Origin of the sequence: Aeromonas sp. 604443 (assembly GCF_049170315.1) — a bacterium.
Classification (GTDB): Bacteria; Pseudomonadota; Gammaproteobacteria; order Enterobacterales; family Aeromonadaceae; genus Aeromonas; species Aeromonas veronii_A.
Map to the genome: position 1 here is coordinate 17,261 of NZ_JAAKMI010000006.1, position 18,401 is coordinate 35,661.

Annotated in this window: 19 protein-coding genes; 10 read left to right on the plus strand and 9 right to left on the minus strand. The window is 58.3% G+C overall.

Annotation, left to right across the window (positions count from 1 at the left end):
- Nucleotides 1-9 precede the first annotated feature (9 nt).
- The 4 genes from G5380_RS10415 (at nucleotide 10) to G5380_RS10430 (ending at nucleotide 3,493) form a co-directional block, all read left to right on the plus strand.
- Complete coding sequence (locus G5380_RS10415) at nucleotides 10-1,812, plus strand: aminopeptidase P family protein (RefSeq protein WP_421352719.1); 1,803 nt, start codon at nucleotides 10-12, stop codon at nucleotides 1,810-1,812.
- An 88-nt stretch (nucleotides 1,813-1,900) separates the two neighbouring features.
- The gene (locus G5380_RS10420) at nucleotides 1,901-2,317 is read left to right on the plus strand and encodes a nitrous oxide-stimulated promoter family protein (protein ID WP_421352720.1); all 417 of its coding nucleotides are present in this window, start codon (nucleotides 1,901-1,903) and stop codon (nucleotides 2,315-2,317) included.
- A gap of 112 nt (nucleotides 2,318-2,429) precedes the next feature.
- The gene (locus G5380_RS10425; RefSeq protein WP_421352721.1) at nucleotides 2,430-2,906 is read left to right on the plus strand and encodes a GNAT family N-acetyltransferase; all 477 of its coding nucleotides are present in this window, start codon (nucleotides 2,430-2,432) and stop codon (nucleotides 2,904-2,906) included.
- A 119-nt stretch (nucleotides 2,907-3,025) separates the two neighbouring features.
- Nucleotides 3,026-3,493 (plus strand): glycine zipper 2TM domain-containing protein, encoded by a 468-nt coding sequence (locus G5380_RS10430; RefSeq protein ID WP_266134592.1) that lies wholly within the window; start codon nucleotides 3,026-3,028, stop codon nucleotides 3,491-3,493.
- An 82-nt stretch (nucleotides 3,494-3,575) separates the two neighbouring features.
- Here the strand turns inward: G5380_RS10430 and amt are convergent, their stop codons facing one another.
- Nucleotides 3,576-5,003 (minus strand): ammonium transporter, encoded by a 1,428-nt coding sequence (amt, locus tag G5380_RS10435; protein WP_266134591.1) that lies wholly within the window; start codon nucleotides 5,001-5,003, stop codon nucleotides 3,576-3,578.
- A gap of 504 nt (nucleotides 5,004-5,507) precedes the next feature.
- Here amt and G5380_RS10440 point away from each other — a divergent pair.
- Nucleotides 5,508-6,431, plus strand: a complete 924-nt coding sequence (locus tag G5380_RS10440; protein WP_216979592.1) for a GGDEF domain-containing protein — start codon at nucleotides 5,508-5,510, stop codon at nucleotides 6,429-6,431.
- 91 nt (nucleotides 6,432-6,522) lie between these two features.
- Here G5380_RS10440 and G5380_RS10445 read toward each other — a convergent pair whose 3' ends face one another.
- Entirely contained in the window at nucleotides 6,523-7,146 is a 624-nt protein-coding gene (locus tag G5380_RS10445; protein ID WP_266134616.1) for an outer membrane beta-barrel protein, read from the minus strand.
- A gap of 251 nt (nucleotides 7,147-7,397) precedes the next feature.
- Between G5380_RS10445 and G5380_RS10450 the strand changes: the two genes are divergently transcribed.
- Nucleotides 7,398-8,036 (plus strand): exopolysaccharide biosynthesis protein, encoded by a 639-nt coding sequence (locus G5380_RS10450; RefSeq protein ID WP_227341498.1) that lies wholly within the window; start codon nucleotides 7,398-7,400, stop codon nucleotides 8,034-8,036.
- A gap of 66 nt (nucleotides 8,037-8,102) precedes the next feature.
- Here G5380_RS10450 and G5380_RS10455 read toward each other — a convergent pair whose 3' ends face one another.
- Both G5380_RS10455 and G5380_RS10460 read right to left on the minus strand, forming a co-directional pair.
- The gene (locus G5380_RS10455) at nucleotides 8,103-9,158 is read right to left on the minus strand and encodes an amino acid permease (RefSeq protein WP_227341499.1); all 1,056 of its coding nucleotides are present in this window, start codon (nucleotides 9,156-9,158) and stop codon (nucleotides 8,103-8,105) included.
- A gap of 690 nt (nucleotides 9,159-9,848) precedes the next feature.
- Entirely contained in the window at nucleotides 9,849-10,739 is an 891-nt protein-coding gene (locus G5380_RS10460; RefSeq protein WP_159158084.1) for a sensor domain-containing diguanylate cyclase, read from the minus strand.
- A 350-nt stretch (nucleotides 10,740-11,089) separates the two neighbouring features.
- Here G5380_RS10460 and G5380_RS10465 point away from each other — a divergent pair, with 350 nt between their 5' ends.
- Both G5380_RS10465 and G5380_RS10470 read left to right on the plus strand, forming a co-directional pair.
- Nucleotides 11,090-11,407, plus strand: coding sequence for a DUF6968 family protein (locus tag G5380_RS10465; protein ID WP_058056329.1), 318 nt, complete (start codon nucleotides 11,090-11,092; stop codon nucleotides 11,405-11,407).
- A gap of 23 nt (nucleotides 11,408-11,430) precedes the next feature.
- A complete protein-coding gene (locus G5380_RS10470; protein WP_323912379.1) occupies nucleotides 11,431-12,066 on the plus strand; it encodes a Vat family streptogramin A O-acetyltransferase in 636 nt (211 codons plus the stop codon).
- Nucleotides 12,067-12,155: 89 nt separating this feature from the next.
- Here the strand turns inward: G5380_RS10470 and G5380_RS10475 are convergent, their stop codons facing one another.
- Nucleotides 12,156-12,737 (minus strand): penicillin-binding protein activator LpoB, encoded by a 582-nt coding sequence (locus G5380_RS10475; RefSeq protein WP_323912377.1) that lies wholly within the window; start codon nucleotides 12,735-12,737, stop codon nucleotides 12,156-12,158.
- A gap of 287 nt (nucleotides 12,738-13,024) precedes the next feature.
- Here G5380_RS10475 and G5380_RS10480 point away from each other — a divergent pair, with 287 nt between their 5' ends.
- Together G5380_RS10480 and G5380_RS10485 are read left to right on the plus strand one after the other, a co-directional pair.
- Complete coding sequence (locus G5380_RS10480) at nucleotides 13,025-13,438, plus strand: GNAT family N-acetyltransferase (protein WP_266134587.1); 414 nt, start codon at nucleotides 13,025-13,027, stop codon at nucleotides 13,436-13,438.
- A gap of 4 nt (nucleotides 13,439-13,442) precedes the next feature.
- Complete coding sequence (locus G5380_RS10485; protein ID WP_421352722.1) at nucleotides 13,443-13,943, plus strand: hypothetical protein; 501 nt, start codon at nucleotides 13,443-13,445, stop codon at nucleotides 13,941-13,943.
- 313 nt (nucleotides 13,944-14,256) lie between these two features.
- On the opposite strand, the gene G5380_RS10490 is transcribed toward G5380_RS10485, so the two are convergent.
- From G5380_RS10490 to G5380_RS10505, 4 genes are all read right to left on the minus strand, one after another.
- Nucleotides 14,257-15,378, minus strand: a complete 1,122-nt coding sequence (locus G5380_RS10490) for a helix-turn-helix domain-containing protein (protein ID WP_005348719.1) — start codon at nucleotides 15,376-15,378, stop codon at nucleotides 14,257-14,259.
- A gap of 12 nt (nucleotides 15,379-15,390) precedes the next feature.
- Complete coding sequence (locus G5380_RS10495) at nucleotides 15,391-15,996, minus strand: hypothetical protein (protein WP_005348717.1); 606 nt, start codon at nucleotides 15,994-15,996, stop codon at nucleotides 15,391-15,393.
- Between the two features lie 395 nt (nucleotides 15,997-16,391).
- On the minus strand, nucleotides 16,392-17,612 hold the full coding sequence (gene thiH, locus G5380_RS10500; protein WP_421352753.1) for a 2-iminoacetate synthase ThiH: 1,221 nt from the start codon (nucleotides 17,610-17,612) through the stop codon (nucleotides 16,392-16,394).
- Nucleotides 17,613-17,632: 20 nt separating this feature from the next.
- On the minus strand, nucleotides 17,633-18,400 hold the full coding sequence (locus G5380_RS10505; RefSeq protein ID WP_201968236.1) for a thiazole synthase: 768 nt from the start codon (nucleotides 18,398-18,400) through the stop codon (nucleotides 17,633-17,635).
- Between the last annotated feature and the right edge of the window lies 1 nt (nucleotide 18,401).

An 18,401-nucleotide genomic window follows, 5' to 3' on the forward strand; every position in this document is an offset into this window, starting at 1 on the left:
ACTAACGACATGAATAATTTCGAGATAATTGAAACCCGCGTCGCCCAAGTCAGGGCCGAGCTGGCCATGCAGGAGTTGGACGCCTTTATCGTCCCCCACGATGATGAGCACCTCGGCGAGTACATCCCCGCCTATGCCGAGCGGCTTGACTGGATCACCGGTTTCAACGGCTCTGCCGGCGTCGCCATCATCATGGCCCAGCGAGCAGCCCTCTTTGTCGATGGTCGCTATACGGTGCAGGCGCGGATGCAAACCCCCGCCGAACTGTTCGAATTCCTCCACCTTATTGAAAATCCTCATGTGCAGTGGCTGGCCGAACAGCTGCCATCAGGCTCCCGGGTTGGCTTTGATGCCCGCCTGCACAGCCTGACCTGGTACAAGAATGCCAAGGCCGTGCTGGCCGAGCGCGGTATCGAGCTGATCCGCGTCGAGCAGAACCCCATCGACCTGAACTGGAGCGATCGTCCCGAGCCGACCAAGACGCCGGTCATCCTCTACAGCGAAGAGCTGGCGGGCCAGTCGAGCCAGGCCAAGCGCGAACAGCTGGCCGCCGATCTGCGCAAGCGCGGCCTCGATGCCGTGCTGCTGACCCAGGCCGAGCCCATCAACTGGCTGCTCAACCTGCGTGGCCGCGATATCGAGCGGCTGCCGGTGGTGCTCGGTTTTGCCGTGCTCTACGCCAACACCACCATGGATTTCTTCGTCGATACCGACAAGATCGACTGCTTCGCCTTCAGCCAGCACGTGGGGCAGGATGTCTCCGTCTACCCCATCGACAAGCTGGAAGATGTGTTGCAGCGCATCGGTGAAGATCAGCAGAAGGTGCTGGCCGATCCGGACAGCGCCAACGCCTGGACCCAGCTCGTCATGGAAGAGGCGGGTGCCATTCTGGTGGCTGGCCAAGACCCCACCATGCTGCCGAAAGCGTGCAAGAACGAAATCGAGCTGACCGGTATGCGTGCCGCTCACCTGCGTGATGGTGTGGCCATGACCCGCTTCCTCGCCTGGCTGGATCGGCTGGTCGCCTCCGGCGAGGTCGAGGGAGTGGATGAAGGCACCCTGGCCGATCAGGTGGAAGCGTTCCGCCGCGAGCAGGAGCACTACGTCGAGCCGAGCTTCGATACCATCTCCGCGCTCGGCCCCAACGCCGCCATGTGCCACTACCACCACACCAATGGCACCCCGCGTGTGTTTGGTCAGGACAGCCTCTATCTGCTGGACTCTGGCGCCCAGTATATGGATGGCACCACCGACATCACCCGCACCATCAAGGTGGGTGAGGTGAGCGACGAGCAGAAAGCGATGTTTACCCGCGTATTGCAGGGCCATATCGCGCTGGATCAGGCCCGCTTCCCGCGCGGCACTGCCGGGATCCAGCTCGACGTGCTGGCCCGCATGCCGCTGTGGCAAGCCGGTTACAACTACGACCACGGCACCGGCCACGGCGTCGGCCACTTCCTGAGTGTCCACGAAGGGCCCCAGCGCATCGCCCCGAAAGGGAGCATGGTCGCCCTGCAACCGGGCATGGTGCTCTCCAATGAGCCGGGCTACTACCGCGAAGATGGCTTCGGTATCCGCTGCGAGAACCTGGTAGTCGTGACCGAGCTGGAGCAGATCGGCGAGTTGCCGATGCTGGGCTTCGAGCGTCTGACCTATGTACCGTTCGATACCCGCCTGATCGACCGCAGCCTGCTGAGCCCGGCCGAATTCCGCTGGATCAACGAATACCACGCCGAAGTGTTCCGCCGCCTGAGCCCGCTGCTCGAGGGTGAGGATCTCGCCTGGCTGGAGCAGGCAACCAGCCTCATCTGATGACACAGGGCCTGCGGGCCCTGTTTTTTTGTCCCCCCTTTTGACCTGTATCAACACCCTGCCCGGGCTGGTCAGGAAAATGGCGACCATGAAAATTCATCAAGCCAACCCAGCAAGGGGCGCGCACGCCAGCACCGGCAAAGCGGCAAGCGTTCACCCCAGACTGGTGCGCGAGCAGCGGACGGTCAGCGCCATGATCCGCCTCTACTGCCAGCACCACCATCAGGATCCCCACTGCCGTCACTGTCGCAAGCTGCGAGATTTCGCCCACCAGCGGCTCGCCCGCTGCCGTTACGGCCACGGCCACGGCCACGGCCACAAGCCCACCTGCGCCAACTGCAACATCCACTGCTACGCGCCAGCGATGCGCAAACAGATCCAGCAGGTGATGCGCTGGAGTGGCCCCCGCATGCTGCTGCGCCACCCCTGGCTCACCCTTCGCCACCTGCTCGACGGCTTTCGCAAGGCTCCCAAACTGCCCCACAGCAGACCGCTGCCGCCATAACCGCCAATCCCTTGCATCCGGCAGGGGATGACCACTACCCTATGACTCCTTTTCTGCCGTTGGCCCCAAGGTTAGCGGCGTTGCCGATCCGTTTGCTGCCGATGGAGTCCTGATGCACCACAACCCGCCCCTGCTACGCACCGCCACCCACAATGACATGCACGCCATCTGGCAGATCGATGCCAAAGTCTTTGGTGAAGATGTCTATCCCGCCTTCTTCTTCCGTCAGGCGATGGATTTATGGCCCGAGTTGTTGCTGGTGGCCGAATACGAGGGGCAACTGGTGGGTTATGTGCTGGGTGGCTTTGGTCAGGAGCGGTCGCAAGGCTGGGTGCTCTCGCTGGCGGTGCTGCCCGAGGCGCGCGGTTTCGGCCTCGCGGAGCGGATGATGCGCCAGATGGAGGCCAACCAGCAGGCGCTGCAGATAAGCGAACTGCGGCTCACGGTCGATCCGGCCAATCCGGCCCAGCGCCTCTACTACCGTCTTGGCTATCAACTGGTTGAAGAGGTCGCCGACTACTTCTGCCCCGGCGAGGATCGGCTTGTGCTGGTTAAAACCCTCTCAAGTACAGCTGCGATTCAAGGATAAAACCGGTTACAGAACGCATAATTGGTTACATTTTGCCGATTTCATGTCCCGCTTGCTTGGAGTAAAGTTCAATTCATCAAACTGATTGTTTGAATTCTATTCAGCCTTGGAGGCCCATCATGTTGAAACGTATGACCCTTATTGCCCTGCTGGCCGCCACTACCGTCACCGGTTGCGCCAACAGCGATGTCTACTCTGGCGATGTCTACACCAAAGACCGTGCCAAGCAGGTACAAACCGTCAGCTATGGCACCATCATCTCCACCCGCCCGGTGAAGATCCAGGCCGATGAGAACTCCCTGATTGGCACCATTGGCGGCGCCGTAGTCGGCGGCCTGCTGGGCAGCACCATAGGCGGCGGCACCGGCCGTGATATCGCCACAGCAGGTGGTGCCATTGCCGGCGCGGCAGCCGGCAAGGCCGCTGGCGACAAACTCAACCAGGTCGACGGCGTCGAGCTGGAGATCAAGAAAGAGAACGGCGAAGCCATCGTGGTCGTGCAGAAAGCCAGCCCCACCTTCACCCCGGGTGCTCGCGTGCGCATGACCCAGGGCAATGGCAGCATCAACGTGGCCGTCGTGAACTAAGCGTGTGAACTCAGGCTTTGCAGCTTTAGAGTCATAAAAAAACCGCCGGTTCCGGCGGTTTTTTGTTGTCTGGCATTCGGGATTACATGCTGTAAGCCTTCTCGCCGTGGGAGGTGACATCCAGCCCTTCCCGCTCGGCATCGCCGTTCACCCGCAGACCCACCAGCATGTCGACCGCCTTGAAGGCAATCGCCGCCACGGCACCGGACCAGAACAGGGTGACACCGACCCCGATGGCCTGGATCTTCACCTGAGTCAGAATGGAGTAGCCATCGGCAACCTGATTGGTGACATAGTCCCACACCCCGGTGCCGCCCAGATCCGGGCTGGCAAAGACGCCGGTCAGCAGGGCGCCGAGAATGCCGCACACCCCGTGCAGACCGAAGACATCCAGGCTGTCATCGGCCCCCAGCAGACGCTTGAGACCGTGGACGCCCCACAGACCGGCCACACCACTGACAAGACCCATCACCAGCGCGCCACCGACACCGACAAACCCGGCCGCCGGGGTGATCATCACCAGACCGGACACCGCTCCGGACGCCGCACCCAGCAGGGAGGGACGCCCCTTCATCACCCACTCGGCCAACGTCCATGACAGAGCTGCCGCAGCCGGTGCCACCCAGGTGTTGATAAAGGCGAGCGCAGCCACCCCGTTGGCTTCCAGCGCGGAGCCCGCGTTGAAACCGAACCAGCCGAACCAGAGCAGGGAGGCGCCGATCATGGTCATGGTCAGGCTGTGGGGGGTCATGGGATCACGACCGTAGCCCAGACGCTTGCCCACCAGATAGGCCCCCACCAGACCCGCCACGGCGGCGTTGATGTGCACCACTGTGCCGCCTGCAAAGTCCAGCGCACCATGCTGGAACAGATACCCGGCAGTTGCGGTCGCGGTTGCTGCGGCTTCGGCGCTGGTATAGGCATCCGGACCCGCCCAATACCACACCATATGAGCCAGCGGGATATAGGCGAAGGTGAACCAGATCACCGAGAAGAGCAGCACGGCGGCAAACTTGATGCGCTCGGCAAACGCCCCCACGATAAGGCCGCAGGTGATGGCGGCAAAGGCCCCCTGGAACACCACATAGATCAGCTCGCTGATCCCGACACCCTTGCTGAAGGTGGCGGCGATGGAGTCAGGGGTCACCCCCTTGAGCAGCACCTTGCTGAAGGAGCCATAGAAATTGCCCCCCTCGGTAAAGGCCAGCGAATAACCGTAGATCACCCAGAGCACGCAGATGAGGCAGAACAGGGTAAAGACCTGCATCAGCACGCTCAGCATGTTTTTGGCCCGTACCAGACCACCGTAGAAGAGGGCCAGACCGGGGATCGACATTAGGATCACCAGCGCCGCCGAGAGCAGCATCCAGGTGTTGTCACCCTTGTTGATTGTCATGGCGGCAACCGGAGCCACCGCCGCCTGTACCTGAGCGACCTCTTCGGCCCAACTTGGGGTAACCAGCAAGGCAGGCAACATCGTCAGACCCGCCATCATCCATTTTTTGACCATAGAGCACTCTCCTTCCCTGTCGTACCGGTACAAGACCGGCTCCGTTTCCCTGATTGAATCTGTGGCGAACCGCAAGGTGTTGCTGCAACCCGCCAGAATCACACCCGCGCCCGGCACGGGGATGCCTCTTGCCACTTCCTCATCACTGCGTCTGCCGCCGATGAGCGCAAGAGACCGTCTGACATGTAAAAAGCATAAAGTGGGCCATAATTTTAAATCCTTAAAAATCATTAAATTAACTATCTCAGCCATCGCTAACGCACCAAAATGGCGCACGCTCTGCGCTAACCGGTACTGAACCGCCCTGTCACAGGGCAGGGCATGGCCGGCGCACCACAAATGCGCAAATCCTGAACCAGCCCACAAGCTGAAGCCCTCGATATCGCGCGCTGCGGGCCAACTCGTTTACACTGGCAGACCAGCCGTTTCTGTTATCCGACTACGGCATACCATTACGCAGTGCCTTGTTTGCAACGTGATGGCGGGCACAATCCGAGGAACACCATGCAGTTTGATCGTCTCGATATCAGCCTCTCCCACTACCATCAGCTCGATCGGGAGCATCGTTCCCACATCTTGTTGCTGGGGGGATTGATGCTGGCCATCATGACCCTTCATCTGTTGCTGCTGCCCCACTTCCCCTACGAGCGCTTTTACGCCGTCAGCTTTGGCTTCGAGGTGATCAACTGGCTCACCATGCTGTTCCTGTTCTGGGTGGTGCAGTGCGCCCACCTGCCCACCCACACCTACCGCATGCTCTCCTGCGGTCTGATGCTGTGGATCATGGGGGCCACCGCCGACATCATGGATGAGCTGGTGGCGCAGCCGCTCTGGCTCGCCATCTATGCCGAGGATCTGCTGCGCTCCAGCGGCATCCTGCTCAGCAGCATCGGCATCCTGAGCACCATGCACCACCTCTTTCATATCAATACCCGGCTCAGAGAGCAGGCGCTGTTTGACGATCTGACCAAGCTGCCAAACCGGCGCTACTTTCATCAGCAGCTGTTTCTGGAGCAAGGGGTTTGCCATGCCCTCATCCTGCTGGACCTGGATCACTTCAAGCGGATCAATGACAACTACGGCCACGATATCGGGGATCGGGTGCTGCAGCAGTTTGGCGAGCTGTTGCAACAGCACTGCCCACCGGGTGCGCTGGCGGCCCGTGTCGGTGGTGAAGAGTTTGCCCTGCTGCTGCCCGTCGCTCACGAAGCCGATTTGCAGCAACTGACCAACACCCTGCTCACTGCGACCCGCACCATAGCCCCCGACCCGACCCATACCATGACGGTCAGTCTGGGGATGGGGATCCGCGAGCCCGGGGAGCCGGCCGTCTCGCTGTTCAAACGGGTGGATCAGGCGCTTTATGGCGCCAAGGAGGCGGGTAGAAACTGCGCGGTATGGGCGACGCCGACTAATAAAGAGGCGTGAAGAGCTGCCGGTTGATTGCCGGTCACTGCGGAACATTGCTGCTGAAACAGGGGCCCAGGGGCCCCTGTTTTATGGGGGGAAATCCCCCCGCCTAAAAGCGGAAGGTAAGACCGAGATTGGCCTGCCACTGGGTCACCAGCTCCCCGCGTACCTTGAACACGCACTGCTCCGGGTTGCAGAGAAACTGGTTGTTGTCGTTAACCAGCGAGCCATAACCGCGCACCTCGGCCCGCAGCGCCAGATGCTCGGCGAGGCGCGGTTGCACCCCGAGCGCCAGCGACATGGAAGGGGTCACCTCGCTGTCGTAAGCGGCAAAGCGGGTCACCCCGATCCCGGCGCCGATATAGGGCGCCATCAGGTTGTCAGAGAGGGTCAGAGCACCGGCAAAGTGCAGGATGTCCACCGTCAGGCGATCCGGCTGGTCGGGAGAGAGGGTGGTGGACTGATGGCTGTAGAGCAGCTCGATCATGCCCGGATCATCCACCTCCTTGCTGATAAAGAGACCCCAACTGCCAGAGCCCTGCCCCTGCAGTGAATCGAGCGAGGCCGAGCGCGAGACCGGCTGCACCACCTCGTCACTCTTCTCGAAGTCGATGGCTGAGCTGTAGCCGAAAAACGGCGTCACCTGCCAACCGGATGTGGTTGCTGCCTCACTACTCCAGGCCTGACCCAGTGGCAGCAACAGCCCCATCATCACTATCCCGGCTCTCTTCATCATCATCCCCTGCTCCCTGTGTGATTGTGCAGAAAGCATACCAGAGGCGTCCTAGGCCCATCCTAAACGGCGGCTGTACCGGATCACTTTCATGGGGGGGATCACACTCATCGATGGCGCGGCAAAGCAGTACCATTGTGGCCTTGCCGTACTCCCCGCCACCATTCATCGACGGTTAACCTCTGCCACGTATGCTGGCGCCAAAGCGGGTCATAGGGACCAGTCATCACCACTCAGAAGGACATCAGGGAATGGTTGCCGCGCAACTTCACGACCCCCAAACCACCCTCGCGGATACCCTGCGGGCCACCGCGCACGCCATCGACGAAAGCCACATCAGCCTGCGCCAGATGCTGGAGCTGGTGGGCGAACAGGGCATGCTGCTGTTTTGCGTGCTGCTCACCGTCCCCTTTCTGTTGCCGGTCTCCATCCCCGGTGTCAGCACCCCGTTTGGCCTGCTGATCCTTTTTATCGGTATAGGCATCACCCTCAACCGGGTGCCCTGGCTACCCGCCATCCTGATGGAGCGCCGCTTCGCCGCCGACCAGCTCAAGCCGACCCTGCACAAGGGGGCAGATCTGCTGGCCCGTGTCGATCGCGTTATCCGCCCGCGTCTGCTGGTGCTGACCGGCAGCAGCACGGTCAACCGCTGCAACGGTCTGCTGATCATGCTGGCCGCCCTGCTGCTGATGCTACCCCTGGGCGCCATCCCCTTCACCAACGCCATGCCTGCCTGGGCCATCCTGCTGCTGGCCACCGGCATGTTGCAGCGGGACGGTCTGTTCGTTGCCAGCGGCTATCTGCTGGTAAGCGCAACCCTGGTCTGGTTCAGCGTGCTGGCCCTCGGCTTGCTGATGGCGGGCCAGAGCGCCACCGGCCTGCTCGGCTAACCCCGATGCACAGAAAAAGGGCGACCAGATGGTCGCCCTTTTGGATTTGTGCGGGATACTGCCCGGTCAAAGCAGATCGTAGATAAGGGCCGAGATGGCAAGCAGCCCCATCACCAACACAAAAAGGGTACTCGGCCCGCGATAACGCTTGAGTGCGGGCAAGCGATAGATGGAGCAGGCTGGCAGCAGAAACAGGATCACCGCGATCAGCGGGCCACTGACGCGCTCGATGATGTCGAGCACATTGGGGTTCAGATAGGTGATGAGGGCGGTCACCATAAACAGGATCACCGACGACACCCGGGCGATGGTCGACTCCTTGAGGGAGAGCCCCAGCCCCTGACAGGCACCGCTCACCATGCTCACAGTCCCCTCGCTAACCCCCATGGAGGTGCCGAGGAAGGATTTGGACATGGCCAGAATGGCGATAAGCGGCCCTACATAGGCGATCAGCGGATTGGAAAACTTGTTCGCCAGCGCCGACAGCACCGAGATATTGTCGGTGCGGGCCAGCGCCATCTCGGCCTGACTCAGGCTCATCACGCAGCTCACCACGAAGAAGAGCACGCTGCCGCAAATCAACATGCTGCTGTACTTGATGATCCGCTTGGCACGCAGGTCGGCACTCTCCTGACAGCGCTTTTTCTGCGCCGCACTGAAGGAGGAGATAATGGGCGCATGGCTGAAAGAGAACACCATCACCGGCACGATCAGCCAGAGGGATTTCCAGAACGCCGGGTCACGCCACTCCACTGCCTGACTCTCTGTGAAATAGGAGAGGCTCCACTGGGGCAGCAGATAGATGGAGAGGCCAATCAGAAAGGCGACCATCGGCAGAGCCAGCACGCTGATGGCCGACACCACGATCTGTTTGCCGGCCAGCAGGATCAGATGCAGACCCAGCATCACCCCCAGCACCAGCAAGCCGCGGGGAAGCGCGGCATCCCCCAGCTGATGTACCACGAAGCTCTGGATCGCATTGGTGATGGAGATGCTGTAAACCAGAATGATGGGGTAGAAGGCCATCAGATAGACCAGCATCAGCAGCTTGCCCGCCCTGGCACCGAAGTGCTCCTCCACCACATGGGTGATATCCCCCTCCTTATGGGAACTGGAGAGCACAAAGCGGCTCAATGCCCGGTGGGAATAATAAGAAAGCGGAAAAGCCAGCAATAATATAAACAGCAAAATAACCGGGGAATTACTGCCGACAGTAATAGGGAGAAATAACGTACCGGCACCAACAGCAGTGGCATATAAGCCCATGGTCCATACCGAATCGCTTTTCTCCCATTTCAATTTTGAAACAGGGTGACTCTTTTCAGCAATAGAAACACTCATTGCAATATATACCTTATTAGTCTGTCATCATTATTTTTATTGGCCCGAATAACAGGCTGGCGATATGTCATGGCAGATCGCCCTGTTCGTGAAAGAACAACGCCGCCAGTAGCCAACAGGGCCACCGGAGGGAAACGGAGCTGCCACGCTACCATCGTTGAAATCGCCAACCTGGTCAAGGTTAATAATTCATGACCGTTTGAATCGGATTGTTTCAAAAGACAATGAAATGTGTCACATTCGTCATCCAGAACCAGATCCAAACCCTTTTGATAACATACCGATAAAACCTCATCCTGTTGCCCAACAACACAAATAAGACCAGCGATCAGGCCGATAATATTAACACCTTAAGCTGTGGAATATCAGTGAAATAATACGGCCAACTTTTCTACTAATTGACAGTGATGTCAGCCAATTTATTTATGGCAAAAGGAAAGGTGATGTCTGCCAATAACAGGACCAATCAGCTCAGCGTGCCGGGCAGTGTGCCACCCGGTTGCGCCCTGCCCGCTTGGCCTGATAGAGCCACTCGTCGGCCCGGGCCAGCGCCTGATTGATCTCCTCCTCCGGCTGCACCAGGGTTGTGCCCAGACTGACCGTGATGGCGACCGGATCGGCAGGCAATGCTTCGACAGCGGCACGGATCTGCTCCGCCATCTGCAGCAAACCGGCCTCATCGATCCGTGGCAACAGGATAAGAAACTCCTCGCCGCCGCTGCGCACAAAGAGATCGTCCGCCCGCAACAGGGCATCGATGCAGCCACTGAATCGCTGCAAGGCCCGATCTCCCTGCTGATGGCCGTAGTGATCGTTGATCTGCTTGAAGTGATCGATGTCGAGCATGATAAGGCCACAGGGCGCCTCCCCTGTCCGCAGCGGCTGGCAGTGCTCGAAGAAGAAGCGGCGGTTGTAGAGACCGGTCAGCTGATCGGTCTCGCTCTGGCGCTGCAGTCGCTGCTGCAACTCGTACTGGCGGGTAATATTGCGAGTCACCCAGGCCACCGCCCGCTTGCCGTCATAGAGGGAGGGCAGCGGGGCAATCTTGCCCTCGAAGCGTTGTACCCCCTGCGGCCCGACGGCGGCATTGATCCCCCCCACCTCGGCTGCTGATAGCTCATACTCCACCACCCGCACCTGACCGCTCGCCAGTGACTCGGCAACCTGTGCCTTGACCCACATGGCCATCTCGGGTGGCAGCACATCGGCCAGTTGCTTGCCCGCCAGCGGATTGCCATCGTGATAGGATTGCTGCTCCATGCCGCCGATATATTCCACGTAATAACCATCTTCACTGAGGATGAAGATGGGATCTGGCAGTTGGGCCATCACTTCATAAAGCTGGGTTACCGAAAGCGCCACGGAGACTCCTGTACGTTAGGGTCAAACAGGGGGGAGATATTCTGCCTTAAAAGGACTCACTCGCCCTCATCGGCAACGGAGAAAAATCTGCCGTCATAGCCAACAATCCTTTACATCTAGCAGCATGCGGACGTCTCGGCCAGCAAGGATTGCCTGCGCCCACCGCCGCTCTGACTTGCGACCGTTCGCAGTGGCGGATGGCCCCTCCCTCGCTCAATGATATCTCATTGTTTCAACTCACAAGTTCATTTACGCTGGCCGTCACGAGTCCAGTTTTCACCTCATCAGCCATCAGGAACGCCAGCCCCCCCGCAACCGCAGGGGCTGTACCACGGAAAAGGAATCGCCAGATGAAAAACGCCATCGTTACCGCCCGCTTCGACGCTATCAGTACCGAAGGGGAACAGCTCACCCTCAAGATCGCCATCAAGGCCCCCGAGCCGGATCCCAAGTCCGCCAGCGGTGACTGGCGCTGCAAGGTGAAGCTGGCGGGGCTGAGCGACAAAACCTTTATCTACGGCATCGACAGCCTGCAGGCCCTGAGCCTCGCCATCAAGTTTGTCGAAACCGAACTGCGCGCCTTCTCCGATGCGGGCTGGCAATTCTATCTGCCTGGCTGCCCCGATCACCCCATCGACATGAGCGCCTGCTACTTCCCGGCGCTCTAGCCCGGCCAACCCAAGGAGCCCGGATGCACGGACCCGATCCCGCCAATCCCCACCCCATGAATGGCTTCCCCCAGGTGTGTTTTATCAAGAACACCATCAAGGGGCCCAATATCGAGGTGGGTGACTACACCTATTACGACGACCCGGAGGATTCGGCGGGCTTCGAGCGCAACGTCCTCTACCACTTCCCCTTCGTCGGCGACAAGCTCATCATCGGCAAGTTCTGCGCCATCGCCCGCGGGGTGAAGTTCATCATGAACGGCGCCAACCACCAGACCTCCGGCTTCTCCACCTACCCTTTCTTTATCTTCGGCAACGGCTGGGAGCATGCCGCACCCGCCCCGGGCAGCCTCCCCTACAAGGGGGATACCGTCATCGGCAACGATGTCTGGATTGGCTATGAGGCTCTGATCATGCCGGGGGTAAAGGTCGGCAACGGCGCCATTATCGCCGCCCGCTCCGTGGTCACCGGTGACGTGCCCGCCTACGCCGTGGTCGGCGGCAACCCGGCCAAAGTGATCCGCTACCGCTTCGACGACGACACCATAGCCCGTCTCAACGCCATCGCCTGGTGGGACTGGCCGGTGGAGCAGATCAGCCGCAACCTGCCGCTTATCAGCGGCGGCGAGATAGCCGCGCTGGAAGCGGCAATCCGCTAGAGACAAGCCCCATCAGGCATAGGGCCAGAAATGAGAAGAGGGTTGAGCGCACAGGCACTCAACCCTCTTTTTGATTGGTCGCAGACCGCTCAGTGGCTGGCGGAGCGACTACCGCTCCAGATCAGCTCGCCGCTGCGCAGCTCCATCAGGGTCATCGACAACCGATAACGGCTCCCCTCTGTCAACAGATCCCCGTAGAGCATGTAGCCGGCGCCGGTCTGACGGCCAAGCCGCACCAGGGAGGCCGGGTTCATCCTGCCCTGCTGATACTCCAGCTGGCCGGTGATGGCTGCCACCTGCCCTTGGTCGACAAAGTGAAAACCGCTCTTGCTCTGGATGCGCTTGCTCATGGCCGCCGCCATGGCGCGGGTGTCCACCGGCTCGCCGGTGCCGTTCTGGGGCGGGGTGAGCAGCAGCACCGGCTGACCGGTTTGCGCCAGCTCCCGCACCTCGGGGGCCTGCACAAAGAGATCGGCCATGGCCTGCGCCAGTCCGGTCGGCGCCACCGGCTTGGGCTGAACGTCCCCGCTATCCGGTTTGGTCACCGGCTTGTCCGGCTGGCTCACTGGCTGATCGGGTTCACTGACAGGAGCCTGAGTACCACCGTAGGGATTGACCGCACAACCGCCCAGCAGCAGGGCCCCCACCATCAACAAGGAACGCAGCTTCATCTTTTCTCTCCGCCAGAAATCCGTAAACGGGCATCAACACATGCCCGCATGGCGGAGCCCCTGCCCCGCATCCTCCTTATGCTAGGGACAAACCCCGGCGGGGTCGATACGCCCACCACCACAGGGCGACAGAGACTGGCGAACCTGGGCCCACGAAAAAGCTGGCACGGCTCCACCCGATTCCGTTAGGGTAGTGTCGGTAAAACATCAACAGTAACGCAGCGGTAAGCCCGGCGCACAACACGTCGCAACCCGACAGAGATCATCACACTCAAGCAGGAAGCACTATGCAACTCACCCCACCCCAACCGCCTCAGGACGATGAGATCGAAGCGCTGCGCATTGGCCTCTCGGGCTTCAACAAGGATCACGCCGGCACCCATCTGCGCGAGCGGATCGCAAGCTTTATCAAGGATAAAGAGGGCAAGGTACACGGCGGCATCATCGCCGACATCAAGTGGGGCTGGCTGCACGTCGACTGGCTCTGGATCGACGAAAGCATCCGCCGCGACGGCTGGGGCGGCCGCCTGCTCGGCGCCATGGAGCAGTACGCCCAAAGCAAAGGCATCACCAACTACCATCTGGAAACCACCAGTTTTCAGGCCCTCCCCTTCTACCAGAAGCAGGGTTACGAAGTCTTTGGCCAGCTGCCCGATATGCCGCCGGGGCATATCAGTCACTTTCTGAAAAAGCAGTCATAAGCCGATGAGCAGCCGCAACAGCCCTGCAATAGACAAGGCGCCGGGTAGCAGGAGCCTCTCCTTCTACAGGCGCCTTGCCTTGCTCTTTGCACTGCTTACAACCAGCGCCAGCGCCTTTGCCCTGTCACTACACGATCTGGATCCGGCATTTGAGCGGTGCGAAGCGATCAAGTCACAACACAGCGCCACACTGCCCGCGAAAAGCGACCTCTTCTGGTCACTGGAGAGGGAACAGCAGGCGACCTTGCTGATCTATCTGCATGAGAAAAGCATGGAGCGCTGCACCGCAGCAGAAGTGGATGCGCTGGCGATCAAGGCGTTCCATCAGGCGGTAGCGGGAGACCGCAGTTTTCTCGATACCCCGATCAAGGCGAGAACCACCACGCTCACTCCCGCCCAGCAAACCCAGTTACAACAAGTCGGCCAAACAGAGCTGGAAAGGTTGGCTGGCATGAAGGCATTTGCTCAGCCCTTCTCGCTAACCGAATACCTCAAGCAGCTTTGAGTTGGAAAAGATAACCTACGTACTTTGGATATAGGAATATCTGGCAACAGGGACTAGTAATCCTTTTCATCTCTAAAATAAAAACTTCAAGCTCTACTATTTAATTGGCAGAAAGAAATTAACACTAAGTCAGATTATTACACTGGATAAGCAAAATACTATTATCTAGAGTGATAGGTTCACTCTGACTTATAAAAATCGTTACACATTTTTTAGATTTAGAGTAGATATTTTTCACAAAGACTATAAGAAATCATTTTTAAATAAATTACGTACTGTATGTAATGGCCCCTATAGGGGCCATCGATAATAGTCAGAAGTTGAAAGGAACAACTACATCGTCAAATTCAATCTCATCAACTTCTTCATAGTGAACACCACAGATATCTGCTAACAGTCTTGCATGTACTCCAAGCTTTTTAGCAAGCATATCAAATGATATTCCTAATTCATTCTTAAGTAACGAGATACTCTCCTGTAAAACATGTGGCTCTTCCATAGCCAGTTCATCATCTAATCTTTCTTTCCTTGTTTGCCGTGTCTGACTAAACCAAACATTGGCACCTCTATATTGCTGTGCGTTAATAAAACCCAAAAAATGGGCGCGATATATTATTGCCTTTGCACTAACCTTCCATCTAATCTTGAGATCGTATACTTTTTTCCAATTAATAATGCCATCTCTTCCCAAGCAAGATGGAAACTCTCTTGCAAAAGAGCTTCGAGGAAAAAGAAAGGCACTAGCAAAGGCATCCGCTTCACGTTCAGTTTGCTTGCAACCAGTTTCAATCCCATCATGCATAACTAGATGCCCACACTCATGGGCTAGATCAAAACGCATTCTGCATACACTTTCTTTGGCGGAGTTTCGAATTATTATTGGATATTTTCTATTAACTGATAAAGCATCAACCTTTTCAGAAACACCATCAAAGCAAGTAACAATTGCACCCTGATTTTCAACAACATTGATCATATTATCGATGGGTGCATCTAGCGATAGCCCCCATCGTTCTCTTGCTCCTTCCGCAATCTTTTCAATTATCGGCGAAGTTAATACATCTATTTTACTGTTGTCGATAAGATTAAATTTATTCTCAGGCATATCCAAATGCTCATGCAACTCTGTCACTAATTGCTCAAGGATTGTACTGTATGCCTGAACTCGTTCTTTCACACCCACAGGGGTGGTCTGTCTCTTTCTAAAATGGCATTGTTCTGGTTTCACATCACCAGAAAGAGGTCTTTCAAAAAAATCTGGCTGTACTCTTAGATACTCAGCAAGAGCATTCGTGACATCAGATGCAGGAGCACGAATATCACTTTCATACTGATGTATGCTTTGCCTAGATACAGATACAGCTTCACCCAACTCTTGCAGGGTAAAGCCATTTAATATGCGAGCCAGACGAAGTCGCTCACCATAGAAAGTCATGGACATAATCTACTAACCATTGTCACTATCCTCCACTTTTTTGATTTTTCTCTTGATGGAGATAGATGCTTTATCAGTTTTAATAGGCTCAGGAAGGTCTTCGTTAATAAGACCCAAAGCTGTTACACGCTCATCAAGTGCAATTTCCCAACAGGAAACTTGAACACTATTCTGAAAACCAGCAAACGTGACTCGTTCTACATAGCGAAACTCATCTACTTCAATGGCAAAAAACCAAAGCACAGTTGCGGCATCCCCAATCTCTGGGGGCAATAGCGACATTTGTTTCATCGCTTCAACAGAAGGGATTAATCTGCGTTCCTCTGGGCAAGAGGGTCTCCCACGATATAGCCGAACGGGAACAGAACTAACAGAGAAGGTAAATTTTCCATCTGGTTTGACAATTCCAAGCCATGGCCATCCCGCATTATCTGCAGCCGCACGAATAATTCTGTTACGCGAGCACTCATACGCTCTCATACCTGTCGCACGGGCAGTATCACCAAGTTCATCATCATGCCTGTCAATAACATCATCTCTGACATCTCGGATAAGAGATGCAAGTCGTTTTAGTCGCTCTTGTGATAATGCCGGATTTAATTCCCACGGTTTTTGCATACTTAGAGATCCTCTAACAAGGAGTTGGTGTAGCCCAGAAGGGTGCTCGGTGAAATGTCCTTGCATGATCTTGCGTTTTCTTTGATTTGTCAAGCCACCCAGAAAATGTCATCTCGTTTTTGATTGTTCAACCTCGATGGCCTACAGAGGAACTGGAAGCCCTTTTATGTTCCTAAACCCAGCTCAAAATCGGACATAGGGTGGATAAGGCAACCCCTCGCACAGAGTTCCATTCACCCACAGCTATTTTTACGCCAGCGAAACAATGCCAACGACAATCGTTACACCAGAGAGACAATCCTGCTGGAGCAAACAAAGCAAAGCGGCAAGCAGTGGCGGGGATCTGCCCCTTCGATCTGCTTGCCGCCGTCTGTTATCACTGGGGATACGCCTCTTTAGCGACCCAAAAACGGTTCCCAATCTTTAAACACCGGCTGCAACCCCGCCTGTCGCACGGCGGCGGCCACTTCCCCCACCGGGCGGTCGTCGTGGATGGCGAACTGCTCCAACTCCTCTGCATCCCCCTCGGCATAGCCACCCGGCTGGGTGCGCGACTCGGCCGACATCTGGGTGATGCCAAGGCGCACCGCGCCGTTGCGAAAGGTAGCCGACTCGCGGGTGGAGAGGGACAAGTCCAGCGTGGGCGAGAAGAGGCGCCAGGCACAGATCAGCTGAGCCAGCTGGCGATCCGACATGACCACGGCAGGCTCCAGAGCGCCGGTGCAGGGGCGCAGACGCGGGAAGGAGAGGGAATAGCGGCTCTGCCAGTGGTGGCGCTCAAGCCAGCTCAGATGCTCGGCGACAAAGTAGCTGTCGGCGCGCCAGTCCGAGGAGAGGCCGATCAGCGCCCCCAACCCGATTTTGTCGATACCGGCGCGGCCCAGCCGATCCGGCGTGGCGAGGCGCCATGCGATATCCCGCTTGTTGCCACGCAGATGGTGGCGGGCGTAGGTGGGGGCGTGGTAGGTCTCCTGATAAACCATGACGGCATCGAGGCCGAGGCTCTTCAGTTCGGCATAGTCAGCCTGCGAGAGGGGCTGAACCTCCATCCCCACCGTGCTGAAGTGGCGGCGGATGATGGGCATCACCTCGCGAAAATAGGCGAGCCCCACCTTGTGCTCGTGCTCGCCGGTCACCAGCAGCACGCTGTCAAAACCGCGCGCCTTGATGGCCAGACACTCGCGCTTAATCTCCTCTGTATTCAAGGTCTTGCGCTTGAGGCGGTTGCTCATGGAGAAGCCGCAGTAGGTGCAGTCGTTGGCGCAGAGGTTCGACAGATAGAGCGGCACATAGAAGCCGATGGTGTTGCCAAAGCGCTGGCGGGTCAGCCGCTCGGCCTCGGCCGCCATCTGCGGCAGATAGACTTCGGCGGCAGGGGAGATCAGCGCCATAAAATCGCCCAGAGTGCGGCGCGGAGCACTCAGGGCGCGGGCCACATCGGCGGCAGTTTTGGCGCGGATCTGCATGCCGATATCGTCCCACTCAAGTTCGAACCAGCGGTCGAGAAAGGAAGGCTCCTTAGCCCTCCCCCCCGGCGCCCTCACCCCCAGCCCCTCTCCCAGAGGGAGAGGGAGGCAAACCTCTGGCAGCCCTTGGGGCAAGGGGGAGATGTTCATGGTCGCCCCTGTTTCATGACTCATAACGCCCCCAGAAAATCGGTGAGCGGGCTGGAGGCTTGCGCCTGCAGGGCGCGGGCGCCAAGGCCAGCTTCATAGGCGCTGCGACCGGCGGTGCAGGCCAGTGCAAAGGCGCGGCCCATGGCGACCGGATCGCCGCTCACCGCAATGGCGGTGTTGACCAGCACGGCATCGGCGCCCAGTTCAAAGGCAGCGGCCGCATGGCTCGGTGCACCGATCCCCGCATCCACCACCACAGGCACATTGGCCTGCTCGACGATGATGGAGAGAAACTCCCGGGTCACCAGCCCCTGATTGGAGCCGATGGGCGCACCGAGCGGCATCACGGCGGCGCAGCCCACCTCTTCCAGCCGCTTGCAGAGCACGGGGTCGGCGCCGCAGTAGGGCAGCACCACAAAGCCCTCTCTCACCAGCAGCTCGGCGGCTTTCAGCGTCTCGATGGGATCGGGCAGCAGATAGCGCGGGTCGGGGTGGATCTCCAGCTTCAGCCAGTTCGTCCCCAGCGCCTCGCGGGCGAGGTGGGCGGCAAACACCGCCTCGGCGGCGGTCTTGGCGCCGGAGGTGTTGGGCAAGAGCTTGACCCCGAGTTGCAGCAAGGGGCTCAGGATATCGTCGTGGGCCTTGCCCGGTTCGAGCCGCTTGATGGCCATGGTGACCAGTTGGGAGCCGCTCGCCTCGATGGCGGCGGCCATCAGTTCCGGGCGGGCAAACTTGCCGGTGCCGGTAAAGAGGCGCGAAGAGAAGGTGTGATCGGCAATTTTGAGCATG

What these genes read in the sequence shown, in the direction of transcription:
- G5380_RS10415 (WP_421352719.1), top strand. Translation starts at nt 10, where the DNA reads ATGAATAATTTCGAGATAATTGAAACCCGCGTCGCCCAAGTCAGGGCC.
- G5380_RS10430 (WP_266134592.1), top strand. Translation starts at nt 3,026, where the DNA reads ATGTTGAAACGTATGACCCTTATTGCCCTGCTGGCCGCCACTACCGTC.
- G5380_RS10420 (WP_421352720.1), top strand. Translation starts at nt 1,901, where the DNA reads ATGAAAATTCATCAAGCCAACCCAGCAAGGGGCGCGCACGCCAGCACC.
- G5380_RS10485 (WP_421352722.1), top strand. Translation starts at nt 13,443, where the DNA reads ATGAGCAGCCGCAACAGCCCTGCAATAGACAAGGCGCCGGGTAGCAGG.
- G5380_RS10505 (WP_201968236.1), bottom strand. Translation starts at nt 18,400, where the DNA reads ATGCTCAAAATTGCCGATCACACCTTCTCTTCGCGCCTCTTTACCGGC.
- G5380_RS10465 (WP_058056329.1), top strand. Translation starts at nt 11,090, where the DNA reads ATGAAAAACGCCATCGTTACCGCCCGCTTCGACGCTATCAGTACCGAA.
- G5380_RS10495 (WP_005348717.1), bottom strand. Translation starts at nt 15,996, where the DNA reads ATGCAAAAACCGTGGGAATTAAATCCGGCATTATCACAAGAGCGACTA.
- thiH (WP_421352753.1), bottom strand. Translation starts at nt 17,612, where the DNA reads ATGAACATCTCCCCCTTGCCCCAAGGGCTGCCAGAGGTTTGCCTCCCT.
- amt (WP_266134591.1), bottom strand. Translation starts at nt 5,003, where the DNA reads ATGGTCAAAAAATGGATGATGGCGGGTCTGACGATGTTGCCTGCCTTG.
- G5380_RS10445 (WP_266134616.1), bottom strand. Translation starts at nt 7,146, where the DNA reads ATGAAGAGAGCCGGGATAGTGATGATGGGGCTGTTGCTGCCACTGGGT.
- G5380_RS10490 (WP_005348719.1), bottom strand. Translation starts at nt 15,378, where the DNA reads ATGACTTTCTATGGTGAGCGACTTCGTCTGGCTCGCATATTAAATGGC.
- G5380_RS10440 (WP_216979592.1), top strand. Translation starts at nt 5,508, where the DNA reads ATGCAGTTTGATCGTCTCGATATCAGCCTCTCCCACTACCATCAGCTC.
- G5380_RS10470 (WP_323912379.1), top strand. Translation starts at nt 11,431, where the DNA reads ATGCACGGACCCGATCCCGCCAATCCCCACCCCATGAATGGCTTCCCC.
- G5380_RS10475 (WP_323912377.1), bottom strand. Translation starts at nt 12,737, where the DNA reads ATGAAGCTGCGTTCCTTGTTGATGGTGGGGGCCCTGCTGCTGGGCGGT.
- G5380_RS10450 (WP_227341498.1), top strand. Translation starts at nt 7,398, where the DNA reads ATGGTTGCCGCGCAACTTCACGACCCCCAAACCACCCTCGCGGATACC.
- G5380_RS10425 (WP_421352721.1), top strand. Translation starts at nt 2,430, where the DNA reads ATGCACCACAACCCGCCCCTGCTACGCACCGCCACCCACAATGACATG.
- G5380_RS10480 (WP_266134587.1), top strand. Translation starts at nt 13,025, where the DNA reads ATGCAACTCACCCCACCCCAACCGCCTCAGGACGATGAGATCGAAGCG.